The sequence below is a fragment of the Actinophytocola sp. genome, from assembly GCF_050699915.1.
Lineage (GTDB): Bacteria > Actinomycetota > Actinomycetes > Mycobacteriales > Pseudonocardiaceae > Actinophytocola.
Window position 1 is genome coordinate 17,083 of the sequence record NZ_JBOHGA010000032.1, and the last position, 24,823, is coordinate 41,905.

Annotated in this window: 26 protein-coding genes; 11 read left to right on the forward strand and 15 right to left on the reverse strand. The window is 72.7% G+C overall.

The annotated features are described in order from the left end of the window. The first annotated feature begins 49 nt into the window (after positions 1-49). Together ACRDSK_RS08885 and ACRDSK_RS08890 are read left to right on the forward strand one after the other, a co-directional pair. Positions 50-1,336 (forward strand): magnesium transporter MgtE N-terminal domain-containing protein, encoded by a 1,287-nt coding sequence (locus tag ACRDSK_RS08885; RefSeq protein WP_431439506.1) that lies wholly within the window; start codon positions 50-52, stop codon positions 1,334-1,336. After that, positions 1,329-1,850 carry a DUF1003 domain-containing protein gene (locus ACRDSK_RS08890; protein ID WP_431439507.1) on the forward strand — a complete coding sequence of 174 codons (522 nt, stop codon included), beginning with the start codon at positions 1,329-1,331 and terminating at the stop codon, positions 1,848-1,850. The genes ACRDSK_RS08885 and ACRDSK_RS08890 overlap by 8 nt, the downstream gene beginning before the upstream one ends. A 21-nt stretch (positions 1,851-1,871) precedes the next feature. On the opposite strand, the gene ACRDSK_RS08895 is transcribed toward ACRDSK_RS08890, so the two are convergent. After that, entirely contained in the window at positions 1,872-2,309 is a 438-nt protein-coding gene (locus tag ACRDSK_RS08895) for a MarR family winged helix-turn-helix transcriptional regulator (protein WP_431439508.1), read from the reverse strand. A gap of 155 nt (positions 2,310-2,464) precedes the next feature. On the opposite strand from ACRDSK_RS08895, the gene ACRDSK_RS08900 reads away from it, so the two are divergent. Further along, positions 2,465-3,610: an Mrp/NBP35 family ATP-binding protein gene (locus tag ACRDSK_RS08900; RefSeq protein ID WP_431439509.1), complete on the forward strand. Its 1,146-nt coding sequence runs from the start codon at positions 2,465-2,467 to the stop codon at positions 3,608-3,610. Here the strand turns inward: ACRDSK_RS08900 and tatB are convergent, their stop codons facing one another. From tatB to sigE, 4 genes are read right to left on the reverse strand one after another with little or no spacing between them, the layout of a single operon-like run. Continuing rightward, positions 3,611-3,997, reverse strand: a complete 387-nt coding sequence (gene tatB, locus ACRDSK_RS08905; protein WP_431439510.1) for a Sec-independent protein translocase protein TatB — start codon at positions 3,995-3,997, stop codon at positions 3,611-3,613. A 47-nt stretch (positions 3,998-4,044) separates the two neighbouring features. Then, on the reverse strand, positions 4,045-5,574 hold the full coding sequence (locus ACRDSK_RS08910) for a trypsin-like peptidase domain-containing protein (protein WP_431439511.1): 1,530 nt from the start codon (positions 5,572-5,574) through the stop codon (positions 4,045-4,047). Positions 5,575-5,622: 48 nt separating this feature from the next. After that, on the reverse strand, positions 5,623-6,204 hold the full coding sequence (locus ACRDSK_RS08915; RefSeq protein ID WP_431439512.1) for a zf-HC2 domain-containing protein: 582 nt from the start codon (positions 6,202-6,204) through the stop codon (positions 5,623-5,625). Further along, on the reverse strand, positions 6,201-6,788 hold the full coding sequence (gene sigE, locus ACRDSK_RS08920; protein ID WP_431439513.1) for an RNA polymerase sigma factor SigE: 588 nt from the start codon (positions 6,786-6,788) through the stop codon (positions 6,201-6,203). Before sigE ends, ACRDSK_RS08915 begins: the two co-directional genes overlap by 4 nt. 258 nt (positions 6,789-7,046) lie before the next feature. Between sigE and ACRDSK_RS08925 the strand changes: the two genes are divergently transcribed. Next, on the forward strand, positions 7,047-7,697 hold the full coding sequence (locus tag ACRDSK_RS08925) for an O-methyltransferase (protein WP_431439514.1): 651 nt from the start codon (positions 7,047-7,049) through the stop codon (positions 7,695-7,697). Between the two features lie 5 nt (positions 7,698-7,702). On the opposite strand, the gene ACRDSK_RS08930 is transcribed toward ACRDSK_RS08925, so the two are convergent. Both ACRDSK_RS08930 and glgC read right to left on the reverse strand, forming a co-directional pair. Then, positions 7,703-7,984, reverse strand: coding sequence for a hypothetical protein (locus tag ACRDSK_RS08930; protein WP_431439515.1), 282 nt, complete (start codon positions 7,982-7,984; stop codon positions 7,703-7,705). Between the two features lie 44 nt (positions 7,985-8,028). Then, positions 8,029-9,246: a glucose-1-phosphate adenylyltransferase gene (gene glgC / locus ACRDSK_RS08935; protein ID WP_431439516.1), complete on the reverse strand. Its 1,218-nt coding sequence runs from the start codon at positions 9,244-9,246 to the stop codon at positions 8,029-8,031. Between the two features lie 46 nt (positions 9,247-9,292). Here glgC and glgA point away from each other — a divergent pair, with 46 nt between their 5' ends. Together glgA and ACRDSK_RS08945 are read left to right on the forward strand one after the other, a co-directional pair. Further along, positions 9,293-10,453, forward strand: a complete 1,161-nt coding sequence (gene glgA / locus ACRDSK_RS08940) for a glycogen synthase (RefSeq protein WP_431439518.1) — start codon at positions 9,293-9,295, stop codon at positions 10,451-10,453. 80 nt (positions 10,454-10,533) lie between these two features. After that, positions 10,534-11,103 carry a GtrA family protein gene (locus tag ACRDSK_RS08945; RefSeq protein ID WP_431439519.1) on the forward strand — a complete coding sequence of 190 codons (570 nt, stop codon included), beginning with the start codon at positions 10,534-10,536 and terminating at the stop codon, positions 11,101-11,103. Here the strand turns inward: ACRDSK_RS08945 and ACRDSK_RS08950 are convergent. Both ACRDSK_RS08950 and ACRDSK_RS08955 read right to left on the reverse strand, forming a co-directional pair. Beyond that, positions 11,010-12,521 (reverse strand): leucyl aminopeptidase family protein, encoded by a 1,512-nt coding sequence (locus tag ACRDSK_RS08950; RefSeq protein ID WP_431439520.1) that lies wholly within the window; start codon positions 12,519-12,521, stop codon positions 11,010-11,012. The two genes, ACRDSK_RS08945 and ACRDSK_RS08950, sit on opposite strands and share 94 nt — an antisense overlap. A gap of 59 nt (positions 12,522-12,580) precedes the next feature. Next, entirely contained in the window at positions 12,581-12,748 is a 168-nt protein-coding gene (locus tag ACRDSK_RS08955) for a DUF3117 domain-containing protein (RefSeq protein ID WP_075136168.1), read from the reverse strand. 183 nt (positions 12,749-12,931) lie between these two features. Between ACRDSK_RS08955 and ACRDSK_RS08960 the strand changes: the two genes are divergently transcribed. Then, on the forward strand, positions 12,932-13,732 hold the full coding sequence (locus ACRDSK_RS08960) for a PaaX family transcriptional regulator (RefSeq protein ID WP_431439521.1): 801 nt from the start codon (positions 12,932-12,934) through the stop codon (positions 13,730-13,732). Positions 13,733-13,753: 21 nt separating this feature from the next. Next, positions 13,754-14,539 carry an enoyl-CoA hydratase-related protein gene (locus tag ACRDSK_RS08965; protein WP_431439522.1) on the forward strand — a complete coding sequence of 262 codons (786 nt, stop codon included), beginning with the start codon at positions 13,754-13,756 and terminating at the stop codon, positions 14,537-14,539. A 186-nt stretch (positions 14,540-14,725) separates the two neighbouring features. On the opposite strand, the gene ACRDSK_RS08970 is transcribed toward ACRDSK_RS08965, so the two are convergent. Genes ACRDSK_RS08970 through ACRDSK_RS08985 form a run of 4 tightly spaced genes read right to left on the reverse strand, consistent with a single transcriptional unit; the run spans position 14,726 to position 17,222 of the window. Further along, positions 14,726-14,935, reverse strand: a complete 210-nt coding sequence (locus ACRDSK_RS08970; protein ID WP_431439523.1) for an exodeoxyribonuclease VII small subunit — start codon at positions 14,933-14,935, stop codon at positions 14,726-14,728. Continuing rightward, positions 14,932-15,369 carry a sugar ABC transporter substrate-binding protein gene (locus ACRDSK_RS08975; protein ID WP_431439524.1) on the reverse strand — a complete coding sequence of 146 codons (438 nt, stop codon included), beginning with the start codon at positions 15,367-15,369 and terminating at the stop codon, positions 14,932-14,934. The genes ACRDSK_RS08970 and ACRDSK_RS08975 overlap by 4 nt, the downstream gene beginning before the upstream one ends. Continuing rightward, a complete protein-coding gene (gene xseA / locus ACRDSK_RS08980) occupies positions 15,350-16,609 on the reverse strand; it encodes an exodeoxyribonuclease VII large subunit (protein WP_431439525.1) in 1,260 nt (419 codons plus the stop codon). The genes ACRDSK_RS08975 and xseA overlap by 20 nt, the downstream gene beginning before the upstream one ends. Beyond that, positions 16,602-17,222, reverse strand: a complete 621-nt coding sequence (locus tag ACRDSK_RS08985) for a lipid droplet-associated protein (protein WP_431439526.1) — start codon at positions 17,220-17,222, stop codon at positions 16,602-16,604. Before ACRDSK_RS08985 ends, xseA begins: the two co-directional genes overlap by 8 nt. A 66-nt stretch (positions 17,223-17,288) precedes the next feature. Here ACRDSK_RS08985 and ACRDSK_RS08990 point away from each other — a divergent pair, with 66 nt between their 5' ends. Continuing rightward, the gene (locus ACRDSK_RS08990) at positions 17,289-18,242 is read left to right on the forward strand and encodes a 4-hydroxy-3-methylbut-2-enyl diphosphate reductase (protein ID WP_431439527.1); all 954 of its coding nucleotides are present in this window, start codon (positions 17,289-17,291) and stop codon (positions 18,240-18,242) included. Positions 18,243-18,707: 465 nt separating this feature from the next. Here the strand turns inward: ACRDSK_RS08990 and ACRDSK_RS08995 are convergent, their stop codons facing one another. Both ACRDSK_RS08995 and rmuC read right to left on the reverse strand, forming a co-directional pair. Continuing rightward, positions 18,708-19,718 (reverse strand): DUF6542 domain-containing protein, encoded by a 1,011-nt coding sequence (locus tag ACRDSK_RS08995; protein ID WP_431439528.1) that lies wholly within the window; start codon positions 19,716-19,718, stop codon positions 18,708-18,710. 369 nt (positions 19,719-20,087) lie between these two features. Next, positions 20,088-21,071: a DNA recombination protein RmuC gene (gene rmuC, locus ACRDSK_RS09000; protein WP_431439529.1), complete on the reverse strand. Its 984-nt coding sequence runs from the start codon at positions 21,069-21,071 to the stop codon at positions 20,088-20,090. Between the two features lie 142 nt (positions 21,072-21,213). Between rmuC and ACRDSK_RS09005 the strand changes: the two genes are divergently transcribed. Continuing rightward, on the forward strand, positions 21,214-22,392 hold the full coding sequence (locus ACRDSK_RS09005) for an exonuclease SbcCD subunit D (RefSeq protein ID WP_431439530.1): 1,179 nt from the start codon (positions 21,214-21,216) through the stop codon (positions 22,390-22,392). 121 nt (positions 22,393-22,513) lie between these two features. Continuing rightward, a partial coding sequence (locus tag ACRDSK_RS09010; protein ID WP_431439531.1) for an AAA family ATPase occupies positions 22,514-24,823 on the forward strand: 2,310 nt, incomplete at its 3' end.

Here is a 24,823-nt window from a genome sequence, read left to right on the forward strand (position 1 = left end):
CGGGCGAACCGTCAGGTGGTTCCCGTGCCCAGCGGCTAGCCTGATCACCGTGGGCTCCGTGAGCAGGGTGTTCGTCGCGCAGCTCGCCGGCCTGCCGGTGTTCGGGCCCGACGGCGAGTCCATCGGCAAGATCCGGGACGTGGTGGCCGCTCTGCGGACCGACCACCAGCCGCCGCGCGTGCTCGGCACGGTGGTCGAGCTGGCGACCCGGCGCCGCATCTTCGTGCCGATGCTGCGGGTGACCTCGATCGACGCCAACGCGGTCACGCTCGCCACCGGCTCGGTCAACCTGCGCCGCTTCCACCAGCGTCCCAACGAGGTCCTCGTCGTCGGCCAGCTGCTCGACGCGCGCGTGCTGATCGCCGATACCGAGGCCGTCGCGGTCGTGGTCGACGCCGCGATGGAGCCGACCCGGACCCGCGACTGGGTGCTCGGCCGGGTCGCGATCCAGCAGCGCACCAGCCGGCTCCGCCGCCGCGGGCCGGTCCAGGTGCTGCGCTGGGAGGAGGTCCGCGGGCCGGGCGTCACCGAGCTTTCGTCGATCCCGCAGGGCACCGACAAGCTGCTCGCCGTCTTCGACACGATGCGCGCCGCCGACGTCGCCGCCGCGCTGCACGACCTGCCGGCCAAGCGCCGCTACGAGGTGGCCGACGGGCTGGACGACGAACGGCTCGCGGACGTCTTCGAGGAGCTGTCCGAGAACGACCAGAAGGACCTGCTCGCCCACCTCGACGAGGAGCGCGCGGCCGACATCCTCGAGGTGATGGACCCCGACGACGCCGCCGACCTGCTCGCCGAGCTGCCCGCGACCGACCAGAACCGGCTGCTCGAGCTGATGGAGTCCGAGGAGTCCGACCCCGTCCGCCGACTGCTCGCCTACTCCGCCGACACCGCGGGCGGACTGATGACGCCGGAGCCGATCGTGCTCAGCCCGGACGCCACGATCGCCGAGGCACTCGCCCTGGTGCGCAACCCCGACATCACTCCGGCCTTGGCCAGCATGGTGTTCGTGTGCCGGCCGCCGTCGGCCACGCCCACCGGCCGCTACCTCGGCTGCGTGCACATGCAGCGGCTGCTCCGCGAACCGCCGTACGAGCTGGTCGCCGGCGCCCTGGACACCGAGCTGGCCCGGCTGCCGCCGGACGCCACGCTCACCGACGTCACCCGGTACTTCGCCGCGTACGACCTGGTGTGCGGCCCGGTCGTCGACGACACCGACCACCTCGTCGGCGCGGTAACCGTCGACGACGTGCTGGACCACCTGCTGCCGGAGGACTGGCGCGAGGGCGGCCCGTGGGCACCGGTGGAGTCGGAAGGGGAGACAGCCGATGCCTGAACGGATCGCCCGCCGCCGGCTCGACCAGCCCCGCTCCCGGCGGCGGCTGCGGTTCTCGTTCGACCCGGAGGCGTTCGGCCGGCTCTCCGAGCGGCTCGCCCGGTTCCTCGGCACGGGCAAGTTCCTGTTCTGGCAGACGATGCTCGTGATCACCTGGATCACGCTGAACCTGGTGGCGGTGAGCCTGCGCTGGGACCCGTACCCGTTCATCCTGCTCAACCTGGCCTTCTCGACCCAGGCCGCCTACGCCGCGCCGCTGATCCTGCTCGCCCAGAACCGGCAGGACGACCGGGACCGCATCTCGCTGGAGGAGGACCGGACGCGCGCCGCGCAGACCAAGGAGGACACCGAGTACCTGGCCCGCGAGCTGGCCGCCCTGCGGCTCGCGGTCGGCGAGGTGGCGACCCGCGACTACCTGCGCGGCGAGCTGGAGCGGCTGCGCAAGGACCTCCAGCCGCGCCGGCGCCCGACCGCCGACTCGGTCCGCGAGGACGCCCGCTGGGCCGACGGCTGAGCTACTCGGCGCTACTCGGCGCTACTCGGCCAGCCGGGCGCACATGGCGCCGAACCCGGGCAGCTCCTCGGGGTCGAACTGCTCGACGAAGTGCCGCATCACGCCGGCCAGGTGCGTCCGGGCCGCCTCCCGCAGCGTGTCGAGGCCCTTGGTGGTCAGCACCGCGACGACACCGCGGCCGTCGCTCGCGAAGCGCTCGCGGGTGACCATGCCGGCCACCTCCAGCCGGTCGACCAGCCGGGTCACGCCCGACCGGGACAGCAGCACGGCGTCGGCGAGCTCGGCCATCCGCAGCCGCCGGTCCGGCGCCTCGGCCAGCTGGACCAAGACGTCGTAGCCGCCGAGGGAGACGGGGTGCTTGGCGACCAGCTCGGCCTCCAGCACGCGCACCAACCGCGCGTGGGCTCGCAGAAACGAGCGCCACGCGTCGAGCTCATTGCCCGTCAAACGCCGGGTCACGGCCGCCTCCGCCACGGTCGCGATGTTACGTAACGCGCGCACGCAAGCGCATGCCGGCGGACGCGGAGGTCGTGGCGGAGGTCGTGGCAGAGGTCGTGGCGGAGGTCTCGGCGGCGGCCCGATCGGCGAGGTGAGTGTGCCCGTAGCATGGCTGTGTGACGACCAGCGAGCCAACTCAGGTTCCCGACGTCGAGGCCGTGCGTGCGGCGCTGTCCCGCGTCGAGGACCCGGAGATCCACAAGCCGATCACCGACCTCGGCATGGTCAAGGACGTGACCATCGGTGAGGCCGGCACCGTCCACGTGGAGATCTATCTGACGGTCTCCGGCTGTCCGCTGCGCGACAAGATCACCCGCGACGTGACCGCGGCCGTGTCCGAGGTCGACGGGGTCCGCCACGTCACGGTCGAGCTGGACGTGATGAGCGACCAGCAGCGCACCGACCTGCGCCGCAAGCTCCGCGGCGACGCAGAGGAGCCGCGCATCCCGTTCGCCGAGCCGGGTTCGCTGACCAGGGTGTACTGCGTCGCGTCCGGCAAGGGCGGGGTGGGCAAGTCGAGCCTCACGGTCAACCTCGCGGTCGCGATGGCCGAGCGCGGGCTGTCGGTGGGCGTCGTGGACGCCGACATCTACGGCCACTCCGTGCCGCGCATGCTCGGCGCCGACGGCCGCCCGACCCGGGTGGAGAAGATGATCCTCCCGCCCGAGGCGAACGGCGTGAAGGTCATCTCGATCGCCATGTTCACGCAGGGCAACACGCCGGTCGTGTGGCGCGGCCCGATGCTGCACCGGGCGCTGCAGCAGTTCCTGGCCGACGTGTTCTGGGGCGACCTCGACGTGCTGCTGCTCGACCTCCCGCCGGGCACCGGCGACATCGCGATCTCGGTGGCGCAGCTGATCCCGAACGCGGAGATCCTCGTGGTCACCACCCCGCAGCAGGCCGCGGCCGAGGTGGCCGAGCGCGCCGGCGCGATCGCCATGCAGACCCGTCAGCGGCTGGCCGGCGTGATCGAGAACATGTCGTGGCTGGAGCTGCCCGACGGGTCCCGGATGGAGCTCTTCGGCTCCGGCGGCGGCGCGGTCGTGGCCGAGTCGCTGTCGAAGATGACCGGCTCTGAGGTGCCGCTGCTCGGCAAGGTGCCGCTGGACCCCCGCCTGCGCGAGGCGGGCGACAACGGCAACCCGATGGTCACGTCCGCGCCGGACGCCGAGGCGTCGAAGGTGCTGACGGACATCGCGACCCGGCTGTCGACCCGCGCCCGCGGCCTGTCCGGCCGGATGCTGTCGGTCTCGCCGGCCTGATCAGGTCGCGTCGGGGTCGAACGGGGCCTTCTCACCCGGCGGCGGGGCGGGCTCGCTCTTCGCCGAGGCCGGAGCCGGCGGCGTGTGACCGTTGGCCTTCGTGTGGCCGTTGGGCGTGTCGACGTCGTCGAACAGGTGCTTCGTCACGGCCCGGCGGGGGTCGAAGTTGCGCAGCTGCTGGAGGTCCTCCAGCGGCTTGCGGAGGTCCTCGAAGTCGTCGCCCATCTCCGTGCGCAGCTGCTCACGAGCTCCCGTCGCGTAGTCGCGGACCTTGCGTACGCTGCGCCCGAGCCACGCCGCCGCCTCGGGCAGCCGCTCCGGCCCGAGGATGAACAGCCCCGCGACGACGATGACGAGGATCTCGGCCCAGCCGATGCTGTCGAACACTTGGCCTACCTCCGCCGCGCGAACATCTCTGTTTCCAGAGTAGCCAATCAGTCGGACTGCAGGGTGGCCCGAACCGTCAGCTCACGCCCGTCCCGCGCCAGCACCACCGACACCTGCTCGCCGACCGAGTGCGTACGCACGGCGACGAACAGCTCCGCGACGTCGCCGATGGTCTTGTCGTCGACCTTGGTGATCACGTCGCCCTGCCGGATGCCCGCCTTCTCGGCGGCGCTGCCGTCCTTCACGTTCTGCACCCGGGCGCCGTCGGAGGTCTCCGCGGAGACCGACGCGGCGTTCACCCCGAGGTCGGCGTGGCGCACCTGGCCGTTGCGGATCAGCGTCTCGATGATCGGGCGCGCGTAGTCGATGGAGATCGCGTAGCCGAGGCCGATGTTGCCGGTGCCGCCGTCCGCGCCCTGGAGGTTCGTGTTGATGCCGACCAGCGCGCCGGTGGAGTCGACCAGCGGGCCACCCGAGTTGCCGCGGTTGATCGCCGCATCGGTCTGGATGCCGTCGTAGATCGCGGGTTCGCCGTCGCCGCCGGGCGAGACCACGGCCCGGTGCAGGGCGCTGACGATGCCCTGGGTGACCGTGTCGGCGAAGCCGAGCGGGGAGCCGATCGCGATCACGGTGTCGCCGACGGCCAGATCCTCGGACCGGCCGAGCTGCAGCACCGTCGGGTTGGGCACGTCGATCTTGAGCACGGCCAGGTCGGTCTTCGGGTCGCGGCCGACGATCGCCGCCTTCACGCGGGTGCCGTCGTTGAACACCACGGCGATGTCCTGGCCCTCCTCGACCGAGCCGCCGAGCGTGACGACGTGGTTGTTGGTGAGGATGTAGCCGCCGCTGTCGATCACCGCGCCGGAGCCGGAGCCGCCCGAGTCGCCGACCTTGACCTCGATCGAGACGACCCCGGGGCGCACCCGGTCGGAGATGTCGGCGACCGAGCCGGCCACACGCTCCTTGCCCGGGCTGACGTCCGCCAGCGTGACGTCGCTGTGCAGCGAGTCGCCGCTGCGCGCGAGGTACCAGCCGGCCACCCCGCCGGCGCCGCCGATGAGCAGGGCGACCAGTGCGAGCGTGAGCAGGGCGGTGACCTTCACCCGCCGGCCGAAGATCAGCTCGGGGAGGCTCAGCAGCTGGCCGGCGGGCCGGGACTTGGCCTTCTTGCCGTCGTCGCGCTTGGCGTCCTCCGCGCCGAGCGCGGGCGGGCCGATGACGGCCCCCGCGGCGGGGTCGCGCCACGGATCGCGCGCGGCCTCGTCGTCCCACGGGTCGACGCCGCCGGGCGCGTCCTCGGTGGGCGGGCGCTGCAGCAGCTCGGTCGTGCCGGCCGGGCGGCCGAACGCGGTGGCCAGCGACTCGGGTGGAGGCGGGGCGACCTTCAGCTCGCCGAACGCGGACCGGGCCCCCGCGGGCCCGCCGGGCTGGGGCGAGAACGCACCGTCCACGCCGGCCGGGCGGCCGAACGTCGCCGCGCTGGACGCGTCGACCTCGGGGCGGTGCAACGGTCGTGGCCCGAGGCGGGGACGGTCGGCGCCGTCACCGTTCGGCTCGGGGGTCACCTGGTCGTTCATCGTCGCCAAGCCTGCCCGACCACCGGTGAAGTCGGCGTAGTGGTGGGGTCAGCGGCCGGCGGAGCGCAGCGTCACGAAACCGGCCTGCTGGACGTTGTCCGCGCCGGAGACGGCGGGCCGGTCGGCATCCGGCGCGGTGGTCGGCGGTTCGGGCTCGTCGGGGCTGCTGCCGTATGCGAAGGCGAGCGCGCCGAGCACGAGGCCCGACACGACGACGCCGGCACCCTGCGCGGCCCGGCGGCCGAGGACCGCGCGGCCCTCACCGAGCTTGGCCGACGAACCGAGTGGCGCGCTGGACCCGAAGGGCATCTGGTCCGGCTTCTGCACGACGACCAGCTGGCCGTCGTCGGTCATCGCGAGCCCGTCCGGGGTCGCGGGCATCTCGACCTGCTGGGGAATGGCCCGCAGCGTGGCGAGCAACGCGGCCGGCACGGCGGGGATGTCCGCCTTCTGCACGGCGGACGCGGCCTGCCGCTGCGAGACGACGTCGGCCAGGCACTGCGAGCACCTCGCCATGTGCGACGCGGCCCGGTCGTGAGCGGTCGCGGACAGCTCACCGTCGACGAACGCCACCACGACGTCCGGCAACAGATGCTGTTCGGACAGACCCCAACCGCGCTCGTCGGTCACGACCTACCCTCCGATACCAGTTCGCGGCGCCGCTCCAGCGACGCGCGCAACGCCTGTCGTCCTCGGTGGATCCTGCTTCGCACAGTACCCAACTTGACGCCCAGGGTTGCGCCGATCTCCTCGTACGACAGGCCTTCCACGTCACAGAGCACGACGGCGGCCCGGAACTCGGGCGGCAGCTCGTCCAGCGCCTCCTGCAGGTCGGGGTCCAGGTGCGTCTCGGCGTAGACCTGCTCGGGGCTCGGATCGTCGCCGGCCAGCCGGTCGGTGTCCTCGGGCAGCCCCTCCATGCGCAGCCGCGACCGGCGGCGCGCCATGTCGAGGAACAGGTTCGTGGTGATGCGGTGCAGCCAGCCCTCGAACGTGCCCGGCTTGTAGTTGGCCAGCGAGCGGAACACCCGGATGAACGTCTCCTGGGTGAGGTCCTCCGCGTCGTGCGCGTTGCCCGTGAGTCGGTAGGCGAGCCGGTAGACGCGGTCGGCGTGCTCGCGCACCACCTCGTCCCACGACGGCGGGGTCCAGTTGGACTGCTCGTCCAGCTGCACCGGTTGCGCCTCGGCGATGGAGCCGGTCGACGTGTGCATCGGGCGGGTAGCCACCTCTCCAGGGCCGTCGGCCCCACTGCCCCGGTCAACGTCGACGTCGCTCATCCTGTTCCCGCCCTCGGCATCCCCGTGTCGGCTCACCCTGCGTACCCCCTGTCTCCAACTCTCCACCTGGATAATCGGCGACTCGAATGTGAAGGTAGTGAGAGCTGGCTGAGAGCCTCCTGAGAAATGAACGCGTTGCGCTCTCCGGCGGGTTCACCCGCTGACGGCCGGACAACGCTAACCTCACATTCCGTGGCATCCGATACGCCGACCATCGACTCCGACGCGTTGCACGCGTACGTCGAGGGCTACCTGACCGAGGACGACTCGCTCGCCTCGGCCCGGGCCCGCGGCGTGGAGCTGGGCTGCCCGCCCATCTCCTCCGGTGGCGGCGCGGCCCTGCGGTTCCTGGCCACGGCCCTGCGGGCGAAGGCGGTCGTGGAGATCGGCACCGGCGCCGGCGTGAGCGGGCTCTACCTGCTGCGCGGCATGGCCTCCGACGGCGTGCTGACCTCGATCGACGTGGAGCCCGAGCACCAGAACGCGGCGAAGCGGGCGTTCGCCGACGCCGGCATCGCGCCCGGGCGCAGCCGGTTGATCATGGGCCGGGCGCTGGACGTGCTGCCGCGGCTCACCGACGAGGCCTACGACCTGCTCTACGTCGACGCCGCGAAGGCCGAGTACCCGTCCTACCACGAACAGGGCGTGCGGCTGCTGCGGCCGGGCGGGGTGATCGCGTTCGACAGCGTCCTGTGGTCGGGCCGCGTCGTGAACCCGACCCGCCGCGACGCCGAGACGGTCGCCTTGCGCGAGGTCGCGCGGGCCGTGCGGGAGGACGACCGGCTGGTCCCGGTGCTGCTGCCGCTGGGCGACGGCCTGCTGATCGCCGCCAAGACGCACTGAGAGCGTCAGCTCTCCGACGCCACGAACCCGCCCACCAGCAGTCCGGCGGCGAGGCCGATCAGGACGATCGCCCAGCCGCCGCCGTTGATGTCGGCCTCGCCGGAGAACCAGCCCCACACGGCGGCCGTCGCCACGCCGAACGGCGCGAACGCGACGAACCCGGCGATGATGCCGGCCCCGAGCTTGAGGTTGCCGAACCGCTTGCGCCCGGTCTCCGCGCCGACCTGGCTCATCGGCCGAACCGCCTGGTACGGGTCGTGCTCAGGTGGGGGCTGCGCAGGGTACATACGACGACCGTAAGGGTCCACGCCGCCCACGGACAGAGGGGAAACTACTCGACCCGCTCGCCCTTGCCGAGGACGACGACGCCGCCCGGGCTGATCGTGTACCGCTCCCGGTCGGCGGCGAGGTCGACGCCGATCTGCGCGCCGTCCGCGACCGTGACGTTCTTGTCGAGGATCGCCCGGCGCACGACCGCGCCCTTGCCGATCCGCACGCCCGGCAGCAGCACGCTGCCCTCGACGTTCGCGCCGTCGAAGATCTGCACGTCCGCGCTGATCACCGACTCGCGCACGGCCGCGCCGGAGATGATCGAGCCCGGCCCGACCATCGACTCGACCGCCGAGCCGGAGTTGACGAACTTGGCCGGCGGCAGCGGCGGCGTGGCGGTGCGGATCGGCCAGCGCTGGTTGTACAGGTTGAAGACCGGGTGCACGGACACCAGGTCCTGGTGGGAGTCGTAGTAGGCGTCCAGCGTCCCGACGTCGCGCCAGTAGCCGCGGTCCCGCTCGGTCTCGCCCGGCACCTCGTTGGCGTCGAAGTCGTAGACCATCGCGTCGCCGCTGCCGACGAGCATCGGGATGATGTCGCCGCCCATGTCGTGCATCGACTCGGGGTCGGCCGCGTCCGCGCGCAGCGCCTCGAGCAGCACCTCGGTGCGGAAGACGTAGTTGCCCATCGAGGCGAAGGTCACGTCCGGGTCGTCGGGCACGTGCGGCGGCTCGGCCGGCTTCTCGAGGAACCGGGTGATCCGGCCCTGGGCGTCGGAGTCGATGCAGCCGAACGCCTTGGCCTCGGTGCGCGGCACCCGGATGCCCGCGACGGTCACGCCCGCGCCGGAGTCCACGTGCTGGGCGACCATCTGCGACGGGTCCATCCGGTACACGTGGTCCGCGCCGAACACGACGATCTGGTCGGGCCGCTCGTCGTAGACGAGGTTCAGCGACTGGAAGATCGCGTCCGCGCTGCCGGTGTACCAGCGCGGGCCGAGGCGCTGCTGGGCCGGCACCGGGGTGATGTACTGCCCGAGCACGCTCGAGAGCCGCCAGGTCGTGGAAATGTGCCGGTCCAGCGAGTGCGACTTGTACTGGGTGAGCACGCACAGCTGGTGGAACCCGGCGTTGACCAGGTTGGACAGGACGAAGTCGATCAACCGGTAGTTGCCCCCGAACGGGACCGCGGGCTTGGCGCGGTCCGCGGTCAGCGGCCACAACCGTTTCCCCTCACCACCGGCGAGCACGATCGCGAGAACATGCGGCAGGCCCTTCACGTGCCGACCCTAACCGCGCGGCGAGGTGCGCGGCTACCTTGGCCAGATGCACGTTGGCTTGCTGACCCGTGAATGGCCGCCCGAGGTGTACGGCGGTGCCGGTGTCCACGTGGAGTTCCTGGTCCCCCGGTTGCGCGAGCTCGTCGGCGTCGACGTGCACTGCTTCGGCGCGCCGCGCTCGGTCGAGGGGGTGACCTCGCACAACCCGGCATCGGGCCTGGAACACGCGAACCAGGCGCTGCGGACGCTGTCCGCGGACCTGTCGGTCACCGCCGCGGTCGAGGGCGTGGACCTGGTCCACTCGCACACCTGGTACGCCAACCTCGCCGGCCACCTCGCCAAGGTCCTCTACGGCATCCCGCACGTGATCACCGCGCACTCGCTCGAGCCGCGCCGGCCGTGGAAGGCCGAGCAGCTCGGCGGCGGCTACCGGCTGTCGTCGTGGGTGGAGAAGACCGCGTACGAGGCGGCCGACGCGATCATCGCGGTCAGCTCGGGCATGCGCGACGACGTGCTCGACTGCTACCCGACGCTCGACCCCGCCCGGGTCCGGGTGGTGCGCAACGGCATCGACTCGACCGCCTACCACCCGGTCACCGAGGACGACGCGCTGCGCCGCTACGGCGTGGACCCGGACCGGCCGTCGGTGGTCTTCGTCGGGCGGATCACCCGGCAGAAGGGCGTGGGCCACCTGGTCGCGGCGGCGCACGGGATGGACCCGGAGGCGCAGCTGGTGCTGTGCGCGGGCGCGCCGGACACGCCGGAGATCGCCGAGGAGACCACGGCCGCGGTGGCCGAGCTCGCGGCCGCGCGGCCCGGGGTGATCTGGATCCAGAAGATGCTGCAGCCGGCCGAGGTGCGCCAGCTGCTCAGCCACGCGTCGGTGTTCGTCTGCCCGTCGGTCTACGAGCCGCTCGGGATCGTCAACCTCGAGGCGATGGCGTGCGCCACGGCGGTCGTCGCTTCGGACGTCGGGGGCATCCCCGAGGTGGTCGACGACGGCCGGACCGGCCTGCTGGTGCACTACGACCAGGCGGCCGAGTCGGCCTTCCGGGCGGGGCTCGCGGAGGCGGTCAACGCGCTGCTCGCCGACCCGGAGCGGGCGCGGCGGATGGGTGCGGCCGGCCGAGAGCGGGCCGAGCGGGAGTTCTCGTGGGCGAGCGCGGCGGAGCAGACGGTCGAGGTGTACCGGTCGGTCCAACCCTGAGTCGACGCCAGGGCCAACTCCGGTCGATCTCCGGGGAAATCCTGAGAGCCTGTTCAGCCGGCAGCCGCTAGCTTTGCCGTGTGGCGACAACAACGCTGGTCAGCGGCCCGGTGAGGATCCGGTTGGCACGGTTCACGGTAGCGTCTCTCATCGCGACCGGGATCAGCCAACTGGTCCTGCTGAGCGTCTACTGGGTCGGCTGGTCCGACGCCACCGCGGCCAGCACGCTCGCCTTCCTCGTCGGCTCCGTGCCGCACTTCCTGCTGGTTCGCTACTGGGCCTGGCGCGACACCGACCCGGTGCGCCTGCGCGACCAGCTGAGCACCTACTTCACGGTCACGCTGATCAGCGGCGTCGCCTCGATCGCGCTGACCACGCTCGCCGAGCTCCTACTGGTGCCGCTCGTCTCCGGCCAGGGCTGGCGAGCGGTCGTGCTGACGCTGAGCTACCTCGCCGCGGGCTTGCCGGTGTTCCTGGTCAAGTTCGCGCTGTTCGACCGCGCGTTCGCCAGCCGGACTCAGCGCTCACCGAGGCCGGCTCAACCGAGCGCCGCTGATCACGAGCGTCTTGACTTGGTCTCGTATGCCGACACCAGCTCGATCAGGGTTCGTGCCGCGAACCCGGTCGCGCCGGCGGTCACCTCGTCGTAGGTGCGCTCCGCGCGGGCCGGTCCCGCGATGTCCAGGTGCGCCCAGGGCAGTCCGGCGGTGAACTCCCGCAGGAACAACGCCGCGGCGATCGCGCCCGGGCCGGGCGGATGCTGCCGGACGTCGGCGATGTCGCTGGACACGGCGTCGAGGAACTCGCCGTCGACCGAGCCGGCGTCCGACGTCAGCGGCATGCGCCACCAGCGCTCGCCGGCGCGCTCACCGGCGGCGAGCAGCCGGTCGGCCACGTCGTCGGAGCTGGCGAACAAGCCACCGGTGCGCAGGCCGAGCGAGATCTTCATCGCGCCGGTCAGCGTGGCCACGTCGACGATCAGGTCCGGCGAGAGGTTCGCGACGGCGTAGGCGAGCGCGTCGGCCAGCACCATGCGGCCCTCGGCGTCGGTGTTGGTCACCTCGGTCGTCCGGCCGTCGTAGTGCCGGACGATGTCGCCGGGACGGTAGGCCGACCCGGACATGTGGTTCTCCGCGCAGGGCACCAGTCCGGTCACCCGCACGTCGGGCCCGAGCCGGGCGATCGCCTCGACGGCGGCGATCACGGCGGCGCCGCCGGACATGTCGGTACGCATGAGGTGCATGCCTTCGGCGGGCTTCACCGAGATGCCGCCGGTGTCGAACGTGATGCCCTTGCCGACCAGCACGACATGCGGCGCGCCCCGCCGGCCCCAGCTGAGCTGGATGAACCGGGGCGGCCGGGCCGAGCCGCCGCCGACCGCGAGCACGCCGCCGAAGCCCTGCTCGGCGAGCCAGTGGTGGTCCCGCACGACGGCGTCGACGCCGGGAGCGCGACCCGCGGTGCGGGTGGCCATCCGGGCGAGCCAGGCCGGGTCCTTGATGTTCGACGGGGTGTTGGCGAGGTCGCGGGCAAGCGCGGTGGCCCGCGTCAGCACCGCCGCGCGGGCTGCCGCGGCGGACAGCTCGGCCGAGTCGTCGGCGGTGACGAGCCGGACGGTGCGTGATCGCTGCTGGTCGGGCTCGCCGCTGACGACGAAGGTGTAGCCGCCGAGGCGCAGCCCCCACACCAGCTCGGTGACCTGGTCGCCGGTCGCGTCGGCCGGCAGCTCGAGCTGAAGGTTGCGGTCGGCCGACGGGCCTCCGTCGGCGAGCCGTCCGTTGTGTGCTCTGATCAACGCCGCGCCGGCGGCGCGCCACTGGCCGGGCTCTCCGTCACCGATCCCGGCGACCCATCGCACGGCCGAACCGGCCGGGCCGGGTTGGACCTCGCCGACCTTGCCGGTGAGCGCGACCGCGCCCATCCAGTCGCTGCTGAGCTCGGTGGCCCGCGCGGTCGGCGTCGGCAGCGGGTCCCCGGTGTGGCACAGCACCGCGAGCGGCGCGGCCCGGCGAGGCGCGGTGCCCACCTCGACCTCGGGTAGTGCAGTCGGTATAGCAGGTACCGACATTGCGGGTCCTCCAGACTCGACGATGCGCTACGCCATCTCCTCCACTCTGGACAGCGTGCTCAGCCTGCCGCGACCTTCAGCGCGTCACCGAGGGCGCTGGCCTCCTCCGCCGACATCTCGACGACGAGTCGCCCACCACCCTCTAGTGGGACGCGCATCACGATGCCCCTACCCTCCTTGGTCACCTCGAGGGGACCGTCACCGGTCCGGGGCTTCATGGCCGCCATAGCGTGCTCCCTCCGTCATGCCTGCCCGCTCCGGCCGGGCCGACCGGGCCGAAGTCGGTGACATTCTCCCCTATGGCATCTCGGCGGTGAAATCGAACCGATCAACTGCGTGTCGATGACCGGCCCTTATGCGTTCGGAACCCCCTGGCGCGGGCCCGCTCTCGGCTGGGAGACTCGAAAATCGTGCGAGCCAGGTCCGCGCTGTTCGACGTGTACGGCAGCTACCTCAGAGCCCGAGGTGGCTCTGCCGCCATCGCCGCGTTGGTCCGTCTGCTGGAGCCGCTCGGCTTCGAGGCGCCGGCGATCCGGACCGCGGTGTCCAGAATGGTGCGTCAGGACTGGCTGTGCCCGGTGCGGCTGGCCGACGGCCCCGGCTACGCGCTGACCAGGCGTGCCGAGCGCCGGCTCGACGAGGCCGCCATGCGGATCTACCGCACTCGTCCCTCCACTTGGGATGGTCGGTGGCAGGTGGTCGTGCTGGAGGAGCTGCCCACCCGTAGCGCGCGGGAGCGCCTCGACTCGTCGTTGCGGCTGCTCGGCTACGGCCCGCTGGGGCCGGCGACCTGGGTCACCCCGCGGCCGTCGGCGGAGCTGGCGGAGGTCCTGGCGGCGGAGGGTCTGTCCGGCGAGGTGTTCTACGGCGAGCACGACGGCGACGACGCCGAGCTGGCCGCGCGGGCGTGGGACCTGGAGGCGCTCGGCGCCGACTACGCGAGTTTCGTGACCGAATGGCTACCCACGGTGTCCGCAGTGGACGGATCGGTGCCGGCCGAGGCGTTCGCCGCGTCGCAGCGGCTGCTGCACGCGTGGCGCAAGTTCCTGTTCCGCGATCCCGGCCTACCGGCGACGCTGCTGCCCGAGAACTGGCCGGGGGCGGCGGCGGCGCGGTTCTTCGACCGGGAGACCGCACGGCTCGCGCCGGCCGCGGAGGCTTTCCTGGCCGACTGTCTCAACCGAGGTACGCGCACGAAGTCCAGCGCCTGATCAACTGGAGGTAGAACCGTCTTGGCAGCACTGCTGGTCGACGACCGCGACGGGGTCCGCACGCTGACACTGAACCGGCCGGAGGCGTTCAACTCGCTGACCGTCGAGCTAAAGGAGCTGCTGCTGGCCGCGCTGACCGATGCCGCGGCGTCGCCCGAGGTGCGGGCGGTGGTGCTGACCGGGGCCGGCAAGGCGTTCTGTGCGGGGCAGGATCTCAAGGAGCACGTGGCCGCGCTGCGGGCCGACGACCCGGCGCCGTTCCGGACGGTCGCCGAGCATTACAACCCCATCGTGCGCGCGATCACCGGCATGCCGAAGCCGGTGATCGCCGCCGTGAACGGCATGGCGGCCGGTGCGGGCGCGTCGTTCGCGTTTGCCTGTGACCTGCGCGTCGCCGGCGAGTCGACCAAGTTCCTGATGGCCTTCGCGACCATCGGCCTTACCGCGGACTCCGGCGCGTCGTGGACCCTGCCGAGGCTGATCGGCTACGGCCGCGCGATGGAGATGATGCTCCTGGCGAAGCCGGTGACGGCGGACCGCGCGCTGGACCTGGGCATGGTCACGTCGGTGGTACCGGACGCCGAGGTCCTGACGGCGGCCGTCGAGCTGGCCTCCCGGATGGCGGCCGGCCCCACGACGGGCTACGGCAAGATCAAGGAAGCCCTGCTCACCGCGGCGGGCGCGGACCTGGAGGCAGCGCTTGCCTGCGAAGGCGACGGCCAGACGGTCCTCGGCGCGACGGTCGACCACCGCGAGGCCGTGGACGCCTTCGTGGAGAAGCGAACCCCGACGTTCACTGGCCACTAGCAACTCGCTCCGGCGGCCCGACTCCATCCGCGACACCAGCCCGACCGATGTCGCGCAACGAACCCTCACCCGCCGTGGCCCTCGCCTTCGCCCGCCACCGCTAGGGTGGGGCTTACGTTTCTGGCTTCCTGACCGCGCGGGCGTGCGCGCGGGGGCTTTTGCTTGTGGTGGCACGGGGGCCGGAGGCTACTTTCGGTCCGGGGACTCCACCGCGGCCAGCGCCTTCTCGATGCGTTCGCGGGCGCCGGCCAGGTGTTGGTCGCAAACCTTGGCCAGCGCCTCGCCGCGTTCCCACAGGGCCAGGGAGTCCTCAAGGGACAGTCCGCCGGTCTCCAGCTTCGCGACCACCTCGGCCAGCTGGTCTCGGGCCTGCTCGTAGTCCAGCTCTTCCGTCACTGGGCCGGGGTCTCCAATCGGCTGTGCGAGTTCACCAGTACGGCCGCCACGGCCTGGTCGTAGCCCACGAACGCCTCGGCGAAGTCAGCGCCGTCGCGTTCGTCGATCGCCTCCTCGATGCGGGTCAGCTCGCCGCTCACCCGCTCCCGATGCTGCGCCCCGCGGCCGTACCACCAGCGGGTACCGGCATAGACCGACGTCGCCTCGGTGAGCTCGCGAAGGCGGTGCGGCAGCGCGCGGCGGCCGGGGGCGTCGCAGCCCGCACACAACGCCGCCCAGCACTCGGCGGCCGCGGCGTCGGCCTCGCGCGCGCGGTCACGAACGAGCTCGGCAGACGCGCGTAGCGCCGGGGTGTCGGCCGTCGCCCGCGTGACCGTGTAGGTCGCGTTGACGGTCAGTGGCAGGAAGGTCGGTTCACGCTCCAGTCTCGGCACCGCTACCTCCACTCGCGCTCGTCGGCCCGGACACGGTCGCGTGCACGGCACCGTCCGAGACGCGCACCCGGAGCCGGGTCCCCTCCGGCGCCTCGTCGGTCGAGCGGAGCACCCGCGGGGTTCCGTCCGTGTCCACCCGCTGTACGACCGCATACCCGCGCGCAAGCGTGGCTGCTGGTCCGAGCGTCGTCAAGCGGGCACGGGTGTGGTCGAGGGCGGAACTCTCCGCGGCCACCCGGCCGGAGACCGCCCGGCGAGACCGGTCCACAAGGGCGCTGACCTGCGCGCTCCGCTGCCCGAGCGGTGTCAGCGGGTCGCTCAGGACCGGCCTGGTGCGCAACGCGTCGAGCAAGCGGCGCTCACGATCCACCCAACCGTGCAGCGCGCGTCGTGCCCGATCGCGCAGCTGGTTCACCCGTGCGGACTCCTCGGCGATGTCCGGCACCACCCGCTTGCCCGCGTCGGTCGGCGTCGAGCACCGGACGTCGGCCACGTGGTCGAGCAGTGGAGTGTCCTGCTCGTGCCCGATCGCGGACAGCACCGGCGTGCGGCAGTCGGACACCGCGCGGCACAGCGTCTCGTCGGAGAACGGCAGCAGGTCCTCGACGCTGCCGCCACCCCGGGCGATCACGATCACCTGCACGTTCCGGTCTCTGTCCAAAGCGGACAGTGCGTCGACGATCTGCGGCACCGCGAGCGCGCCTTGGACGGCGACGTTCTCGACCCGGAAGCGGACCGCCGGCCACCGCGCGCGGGCGTTGGTCAGCACGTCCTTCTCCGCGGCCGACGCCCGGCCGGTGATCAGCCCGACCGTGTGCGGCAGGAACGGCGGCCGCCGCTTGCGTCGCGGGTCGAAGATCCCTTCCGCGGCAAGGAGTTTGCGCAGCCGCTCGATGCGGGCCAGCAGCTCGCCCACGCCGACCGCGCGGATCTCGTCGGCGCGCAGGCTCAACGTGCCGCGGCCGAGGAAGAAGGCCGGCCGCGCGTGCAGGATCACCCGGGTGCCATCGGACAGCGGCTGTTCGCGCAACAGCGCGGTGCTGCAGGTGACGGTCATCGAGACGTCGGCGGCCGGGTCGCGCAACGTCAGGAAGGCGGTGCCGGTGCCGGGCCGGTTGGAGATCTGCGTCACCTGGCCCTCGACCCAGATGTCGCCGAGCCGGTTGATCCAGTCCGCGATCTTGCGCGCCACCGTCCGTACTGGCCACGGCCGCTCGGGTGTGGTGCTCGGCTCAGTCACCCTGGTCGCGCACCGTGGCGATCCGGCGGGTCAGCATGCCGACGAACGACGGCCGGTTCGCGTTCGCGCGCTCGTGTTCCAGCAGCTGGGTGAGCTCGGCCACGGAGAAGCGGCGCAGCCGGGCCCGCAGCTGCGGCAGGGACAGCTCCTCGTAGTTCTCGGCCTCCACGACCGACCGCGACACCGGCGGCTCAGGCGGTTCGGGCTCCTCCTGCGCCGCGGACTCCTCGACCAGCGCGCGCTCCTCGGCCACCCACGGGTCGGCCGGCGGGAACCCGTTGCGGCTGCTCAGCTCCGATTCGCTCGTCTCCTCGTCGACCCGGTCGAACGCGGACGGCCGGCTGAAGTCGTAGCGGTCGCCGTCCTGGTCGAGGTCCTCGTCGAAGGTCGCCCACGCCGGGGTCTCCTCGACCGGACGCAGGGTCGAGAGCACCTCGTCGCCGCGGATGGCCAGCTCGGTGACCTGCTGCTGGACGCGCATCGAGACCTGTAAGGCCTGGCTCGCCACGGTGACCGGCAGGCCGGCGATCTTGGCGGGCAGGGTGCGCGCTTGCTCCACTGCGGTGACGGCGAGCCCGGCCGCGACACGCACCGGGAGCGGGAGAGACTTCATGGCGCATAGCCTGCCCCAGACCGGGCGATCTGCCTACCGAGGAGTCCGGTACGTACTGTGGGTGTCATGACCAAGCGAGTTCTGCTGGCCAAACCGCGCGGCTACTGCGCCGGCGTCGACCGGGCGGTCGTGACCGTCGAGAAGGCCCTGGAGACCTACGGCCCACCGGTGTACGTGCGCAAGGAGATCGTGCACAACAAGCACGTCGTCGAGACGCTCACCGAGCGCGGCGCGATCTTCGTCGAGGAGGCCGACGAGGTGCCCGAGGGCGCGCTCGTGGTGTTCTCCGCGCACGGCGTGGCGCCGGCGGTGCACGAACAGGCGGCGGCGCGCGAGCTGCGAACGATCGACGCGACGTGCCCGCTGGTCACCAAGGTGCACCAGGAGGCGAAACGGTTCGCGCGGGACGACTACGACATCCTGCTGATCGGCCACGAGGGACACGAGGAGGTCGAGGGGACCGCCGGTGAGGCGCCCGAGCACATCCAGCTCGTGGACCAGCCGTCCGACGTCGACCAGGTCACCGTGCGCGATCCGTCGAAGGTCGTGTGGCTGTCGCAGACCACGCTTTCCGTGGACGAGACCATGGAGCGCGTCGAGCAACTGCGCTCGCGGTTCCCGGACCTGCAGGACCCGCCGTCGGACGACATCTGTTACGCCACGCAGAACCGGCAGGTCGCGGTGAAGGCGATGGCCGCCGAGTGCGACCTGGTGCTGGTCGTCGGCTCGCGGAACTCGTCGAACTCGAAGCGGCTGGTCGAGGTGGCGCTGCAGGCGGGCGCGTCGGCGTCGTACCTCGTGGACTACGCGCGCGAGGTCGACCCGTCCTGGCTCGACGGCGTGTCGACGGTCGGCGTCACGAGCGGGGCGTCGGTGCCGGACGTGCTGGTGATGGACCTGCTGGCGTGGCTCGCCGACCGCGGCTGGGCGGACGTCCAGGAGGTCACGACCGCCAACGAGAAGGTCGCCTTCGCCCTGCCCCGCGAGCTGCGGAAGGCCCTGAAGGAGAGCGTCCGCTAGCCGACCGACCCCCGCGACCGCGGCACGATCCGCGTCAGCGCACATGTCCTGCGGCGGCAGGACGGATCCCGGGATCGCGGTGCTGGCGCTGCGTCAGCGGCATGGCCCGGCGCCAGCGGGGCGAGTCCGCAACACAGCGCGGGTCGCCACTGGGGCACCGGCCCAGATGCCGGCGCGGGTCTTGGATCGGCAAGACGGTCCCGCGACAGCGGCGCGGCCTGCATCAGCAGCGCGAGACCACCACAGCAGCGCGAGCCCGCGACAGCGGACCGGGCCTGCCAAATGCGGGACGGGTCCGCGAGTAGTGCGGATCCGCGACAGCACGGCGAGTCCGCGACAGTGGGCTGGGCCTGCGTCAACCGTGCGGGTCCGCGAGTAGCGCGAGTCCGCGACAGCACGGCCGGGCCTGCGGCTGCGCGAATCCGAACGAGCCTGCGACGGGCCGCGTCAGTCCTGCGGGTCCGGTCAGCGGTACGGGTCCTGTGGGCGGCGGCGCGGCTGTCGCACCGGGTCGCCGCGGTCTCCCGAGTCCCTGCGGGCCCGGTCCTCCCGGCGTGGGCGGGGCTCCGCCGCCGGATCACGGCGGCGGGGTGGTGGGTCCGCGTCGCGCGTGCGGCCGCGGCCCGCGCGGCCGCCACGTTCCCCGGAGTCCCGGGTGGACTGATCCGGACGGGCGTCCCGGCCCGACCTGCGTCGGAAGCGGCCGGGCTCCGGCGCGTCCTCGTCCGGGTCGGGGCGGCCGCGAGTCGGACGGTCGGGCGTGCCCCGGCCACCCAGATCGGGATCGCCTCGGCGGCTTCCGCGGCGGCCGGCGGCCGGGTCCCGGCGACCGGACTCGCCACGCCGGCCGCGGTCCGAGCCGCGGCGCATCGGGGCGTCGACGTCGTCCGCGCCGTCGAAGTCGAAGGCGTCCGGCTCAGCGCGGCGGCCTCGGGCCGGCGGCACTCGGTCCCGGCTCGGGCGCTCGCGGGGCTCTCGAGGTTCCTTGGGTTCCCGGGCCGGGCGAGGCTCCGCGTCCGGGTCGCGTTCGCGCCACAGGCGGAACGCGCCGATCCCCACGGTGACGCCGGCGGTGAGGGCCATCGTCGGGAAGTTGCTGGTCAGCGGCAGTGCCACGGTGAAGATCAGCGCCTTCAGCCCGCCCGCCCCACCCGTGTCCGGCGCCAGCAGCACGACGGCCGCGACCGCGGTGACCGCGAAGACCAGCGGCGGCTGCACCATCGGGCCGAACAGGCTGCGCCGGCGCACCAGGGCGATTGCGGCAACGCAACCGAGGAAATACGCACCTTGGTAGATGATTCCCAACGTGTCCTGGCGCTGCATGTCGAAGGCTGCGGCGATAGCCGCCAAGCCAAAGGCGAGCAGGACGGCACCCCACCAGGGCAGGCCACGAGACTTGCCAAGGATCGAGCGCTCATCCCACGCCGGCTCGGCGTCTTCGCCAGGATCGCTCCTGCGATCGCGGGTCGCGGTCACGGGTGCACACGTTAGTAGGTCGGAGGACAACGTCGTTCACCGTTCCGTAAACGACGCCCGCGACTACACACCATGATGTGAACCACGCCACAACTCGCCTACTGTCCGCTGCCGGACACCCGAGGTGGCATCGATTGAGTTATCAGTGGTTAGCGGTCGGATGACACCTCCGGTTCGGACAAATCGCCGCACGCCGCCACAGGTGAATGATCACCCCGTGTGTGCGCACGATTAGCAAAATCATTTCGGGTTCGAGGTCCATCGGCTGACGGCGTGGCCGCCGGATCGCCCAACCGACGCGGACCGGTCGGCTCACGACGACCGGCTGACGGGGCACCCCGCCGCCGGGCGGTCGTCGGATCAATCGGCTCAGTACGGCACCTCCGGATCCGACAGCTCCGCCGGCTCGGCCGCCAGCAGGTCGCGCGCCGGCGTCGACCCGTTGAGCACGACCTCGTCGGACCGGCGCACGGCCGCGAGCGCGGTCGGCATGGCCGCCGCCTCGGTGAGCGGCCCCACGGCCGCGGCGAACTGGGTGAGCGCGTCCAGCTCGCGGCGCCTGGCCTGCAGGAACCGCTGCAGGTGAGTGCTCGACACGTTCACCGCGTCGACCGCGCCCTCGGCCGCCCGGTGCGCGGCCGCCGCGTGCCCCCGCAGCGCCGCCACGTCCTCCACCAGCACCCGCTCGCTGGCCGCGAGCAGCGCCGCCGACGCGATCACCGCGAACCCGGTCGGCCCACACACGAACACCCGGCGGTCGAGCAGCCAGCGCAGCAGGTCCGGGTCGGTGTCCAGCGCGGCCACGACCGCGGCGTCGGACGGGACGAACATGACCGTGCCGTAGATCGCGTCCGCCCAGCGCTGGTAGCCCTTGCCCGCCAGCTCCGCCGCCCGCGAGCGGATGTTGCGCACGTGCACGCGCAGCGCGTCCAGCCGCTCGTCCGGGTCCTCGGTCTCCACCGCCTCGATCCAGCAGGCGATCGACATCTTCGCGTCGACCGGCACCCGCCGGCCGTCGCCGACGATCAGCAGCATGTCCGGCCGGACCGAGCCGCCACCGCCGACGTCGGTCTGCACGGTGAAGTGCAGACCGTCGCGCAGGCCCAGCGACCGCGCGGTCTCCACGAGGACCTGCTCACCCAGCTCCCCGCGGCCGTGGATGGACGCGAACGTGACCTCGTAGCGGCGGAGCGCGGCGGCGTGCGCGTCGGTCCGGTCGCGCTCCTGCGCCACGGCTGACGTCGCCGCGTCGAGCCGACGCTGGCTGTCGGCGTAGAGCCGCCGGAACAGCGCCGCCCCGGCGAGGATCAGCAACAGCAGGACGACGGCGACGGTGCCGAACACAGCGGCCACCTTGGTCAACTCCTTGGTTCGAAGATCGGGTCGCGAGCATCATGGGCCAGCCCACCGACAATTCCGGGGAGGACGCTTCCGTTCACCCGCGGTAGTGGCGTGGCTCCCCCAGTTCGGCTGGTGTACGTCCTAACTTGACCGCATGCGGGTGCTGCACACCTCCGACTGGCACGTGGGACGGATGTTCCACGGCCGGGACCTGCTGACCGACCAGGAGGCGGTGCTCGGCGGCCTGGCCGACCTGGTCGTCGACGAGCGGATCGACGTCGTGGTGGTCGCCGGCGACCTCTACGACCGGGCGGTGCCGGCCGGGGAGGCCGTGTCGGCGTGCACTCGCATACTCGACCGGATCAGGGCAGCGGGCGCTCGATTGGTTATCACTCCGGGCAACCACGACTCGGCGCCGCGGCTGGGCGCGTTCGCCGGTTTCGCCGCGGCCGGCGGGCTGCACCTGCGCACACGCGTAGCCGAGCTCGACCGGCCGGTGGTGCTCGCCGACGAGCACGGACCCGTTGCGCTGTACGGGATCCCGTACCTCGAGCCGGAGCCGGCGCGTCAGTCGCTGGGCATCGACGCGGCCGGCCACGCGGGCGTGCTCACCGAGGCGATGCGCCGGGTGCGGGCCGACCTCGCCGGCCGGGACGCGGCGACCAGGTCCGTGGTGCTCGCGCACGCGTTCGTCACCGGCGGCGCGCCGAGCGCGTCGGAGCGGACGATCTCGGTCGGCGGTGTCGAGCAGGTGTCGAGCGCGGTGTTCGAGGGCGTGGACTACGTGGCACTGGGTCACCTGCACGGGCCGCAGCGGCTGGCGGAGCACCTGCGGTACTCGGGCAGCCCGCTCGGGTACTCGTTCTCCGAGGCGCGGCACCGCAAGTCGGTGTGGCTGGTGGACCTGGACGCGCACGGGCTCGCCGGCGTGGAGCGGCGGGAGCTGCCGGTGCCGCGTCCACTCGCGACGGTCAGCGGCACACTTTCCAGCCTGTTGCGCGAACCGGCACACGATGGGCTTGTCGACATGTACCTCTCCGTGGAGCTCACCGACCGGGTCCGGCCGACGGATGCGTTGCGGCGCCTGCAGGAGCGGTTCCCGCACGCGGTGCACCTGGACTGGCGGCCGGCGGGCACGGTGGCGGCGTCGATGCGGTACACGTCGTCGGCGCGAGGGCGGACCGACCACGAGGTGGCGTGCGACTTCGTCGAGGACTGCCGGGGATCGTCGCCGAGCGAGGGCGAGCAGGCGTTGCTGCGTGAGGCTCTGGCCGCGGTGGCCAACGAGGAGAAGGCGGAGCTGGCCCGGCAGCGTGGAAACGCCGCAGCGTGAGCGAGAGCAGAGGTGCGTCCGCCGTCTGGACTGACGAGCGCGCGCAGGCGCGTCAGCGCCGAGCACGCGAGGAGGGAAGACGGCGGGTAGCGCCGCCGCGGAGCGAACGATCGGACACAGCATGAGGTTGCATCGCCTGGAGCTGACGGCGTTCGGGCCGTACCCGGCGCGTGAGGTCGTCGACTTCGACCGGCTCGGCGCGGACGGGTTGTTCCTGCTGCACGGCGACACCGGCGCGGGCAAGACGACGCTGCTGGACGCGGTGGCGTTCGCGCTGTTCGGAGCCGTGCCGGGAGTGCGGGACCAGGCGAAGCGGCTGCGGTGCGACTACGCCGAGCAGGCCGTGGTCACCGAGGTGCGGCTCGAGCTGACCGTGCGCGGACACCGGCTGCGGTTGGTGCGCAGCCCCGAGTACGAGCGGCTCAAGAAGCGTGGCGGCGGGACGACGAAGCAGCCGGCGAAGGCGTCGCTGACCTGGGTGGGCGCGGCGCCGAGCGGGCACGCGCCGGACGGGCTGACGCGGATCGAAGATGTCGCGCGGACCGTGGAACGGCTGCTCGGGATGAGCAAGGAGCAGTTCTTCCAGGTCGTGCTGCTCCCGCAGGGCGAGTTCGCGCGGTTCCTGTGTGCGGACACGGATGAGCGGGAGCGGCTGCTGGAGAAGCTGTTCGGGACGCAGCACTTCGCGTTGGTGGAGGGCTGGTTCCGGGAGCGGCGGGTGACGGCGGGCCGCGTGCTGGAGGAGGCGCGGCGCTCGTCGCGGGAGCTCGTGGCGCGGTTGGCGCAGGTCGTGGGCTCGGAGCCGCCGGACTCCGTCGACTCGGTGTGGCTGTCCGAGCTGACCTCGCGCAGCGATCGGGAGGCGGCGGCGTCGGTGACGCGGGAACTTTCCGCCGCCACGGTGCGGGATCGCTGCGAGCAGGAGTTCTTCAGGGCCAAGGAGTTGGCCGAGCGGGTGCGGCGGGTTCGTTCGGCGCGCTCGGAGCTGGCGTCGTTGTCGGCCCCTTCGGCATCGCGAGCGGAGGTGGCAGCCGCGCGGCGGGCGGCGACGGTGGTTCCGGTCGGCCTGGAGCTGAACCGGGTGGTGAGCCTGGCGCGCCGGGCGGAGGAGCTGGTGACTGCCCGGCTCACGGAGCTGCCGCCCGGGTCCGACCTGGCCGAGACCGACCCCAGCGCGGAGACGGGCTCGACCGCGGGGCGGGCACGGGTCGTGGCGGGGCGGCTGCGCGAGGAGGCCGGGGCGATCTCCGGGCTGCTGGACGAGGCCGCGCAGCAGGAGTCCGACCAGGGCATCCTGCTCGAGCTGGGGAGGCTGCGCGACCGGGCGGAGCGGGAGGTGCGTGCGCTCGACGAGCGGCTTTCCGCGCTGCCGCGAGAGATCGAGGTCGGGCGGGACCGGATCGCCGAGGCGGCCCGAGCCGAGGCCGAGCTTCCCGCGTTGCTGTCCACAAGGGACGAACTCGCGGGACTTGCCCGGCAGGCGGGGCAGCTGCCCGACACCGAGGCGGCATTTCGAGAACTCACCGCGCGACATGTGGAGGCCGTCGACCGGCATCAGCGGACTCGTGAAGACCTGCTCGACGTCCGGCAGCGTCGGCTCGACGGGATGGCCGCCGAGCTGGCCGGCACGCTGACGGACGGCGACCCGTGCCCGGTGTGCGGGTCCGCCGAGCACCCGGCGCCCGCGGCGGACGGCGCGGACCAGGTCGGCGCCGAGGATGAGCAGGCGGCCGTCCAACGAGAGGCGAGGGCCGCCGCTGCGCGAGAGGTCGCCACGACGCGGCTGGGCGAGGCCGACCGACGGCTCGCGGGGCTGCGGGACAGTCTCGGCGACCGCGACGCGGGTGAGCTCGCCGCCGCCCACGCTCGGGCCGAGGCCGGCCATCGCGACGCGGCCGTCCGGGCCGCCGCGCACGGGTCGCTGCTGGCGACCATGCGGGCGCTCGAGGCGGAGGCCGAGCAGCTGCGGGAGAAGCGGCGCGCTATGGAAAAGGAGGCGGGCGGCTACGAGCACGAGCGCGCCACCGTCGCCACCCGGATCGCCGAGCGGGCCGAGCGGCTCGACGAGGCGCGCGGTGACCACGCCGACGTCGGCGCGCGACGTACGCATCTGCTCGACCTCGCCGACCGGCTGGAACGACTCGCCGACGCGGTCACCGAACTCGAGGCCGCCCGTGCGCGGGTCGCCGAGCAGGAGGCCGCGCTCGCCGAGGCGGTGGCCGCGGCCGGCTTCGCCGATGCCCGGGAGGCGACCGACGCCGCGCGCGACTCGCGGACCGTCGAGCGCATGGAACGGCAGCTCGCCGAGGCGCAGGCCCGCGAGGCCGGGCTGCGGCAGGTGCTCGCCGACCCCGAGCTGGCCGGCGTCGATCCCGAGCAGGAGGTCGACGTCGGGGCCGCGGCCGACGCGCTCACCGGCGCCAAGGAGGAG

What these genes read in the sequence shown, in the direction of transcription:
- ACRDSK_RS08990 (WP_431439527.1), top strand. Translation starts at nt 17,289, where the DNA reads ATGACCAAGCGAGTTCTGCTGGCCAAACCGCGCGGCTACTGCGCCGGC.
- ACRDSK_RS08985 (WP_431439526.1), bottom strand. Translation starts at nt 17,222, where the DNA reads ATGAAGTCTCTCCCGCTCCCGGTGCGTGTCGCGGCCGGGCTCGCCGTC.
- ACRDSK_RS09005 (WP_431439530.1), top strand. Translation starts at nt 21,214, where the DNA reads ATGCGGGTGCTGCACACCTCCGACTGGCACGTGGGACGGATGTTCCAC.
- ACRDSK_RS08890 (WP_431439507.1), top strand. Translation starts at nt 1,329, where the DNA reads ATGCCTGAACGGATCGCCCGCCGCCGGCTCGACCAGCCCCGCTCCCGG.
- ACRDSK_RS08950 (WP_431439520.1), bottom strand. Translation starts at nt 12,521, where the DNA reads ATGTCGGTACCTGCTATACCGACTGCACTACCCGAGGTCGAGGTGGGC.
- ACRDSK_RS08955 (WP_075136168.1), bottom strand. Translation starts at nt 12,748, where the DNA reads ATGGCGGCCATGAAGCCCCGGACCGGTGACGGTCCCCTCGAGGTGACC.
- ACRDSK_RS08930 (WP_431439515.1), bottom strand. Translation starts at nt 7,984, where the DNA reads ATGTACCCTGCGCAGCCCCCACCTGAGCACGACCCGTACCAGGCGGTT.
- sigE (WP_431439513.1), bottom strand. Translation starts at nt 6,788, where the DNA reads ATGCACACGTCGACCGGCTCCATCGCCGAGGCGCAACCGGTGCAGCTG.
- glgA (WP_431439518.1), top strand. Translation starts at nt 9,293, where the DNA reads ATGCACGTTGGCTTGCTGACCCGTGAATGGCCGCCCGAGGTGTACGGC.
- ACRDSK_RS08910 (WP_431439511.1), bottom strand. Translation starts at nt 5,574, where the DNA reads ATGAACGACCAGGTGACCCCCGAGCCGAACGGTGACGGCGCCGACCGT.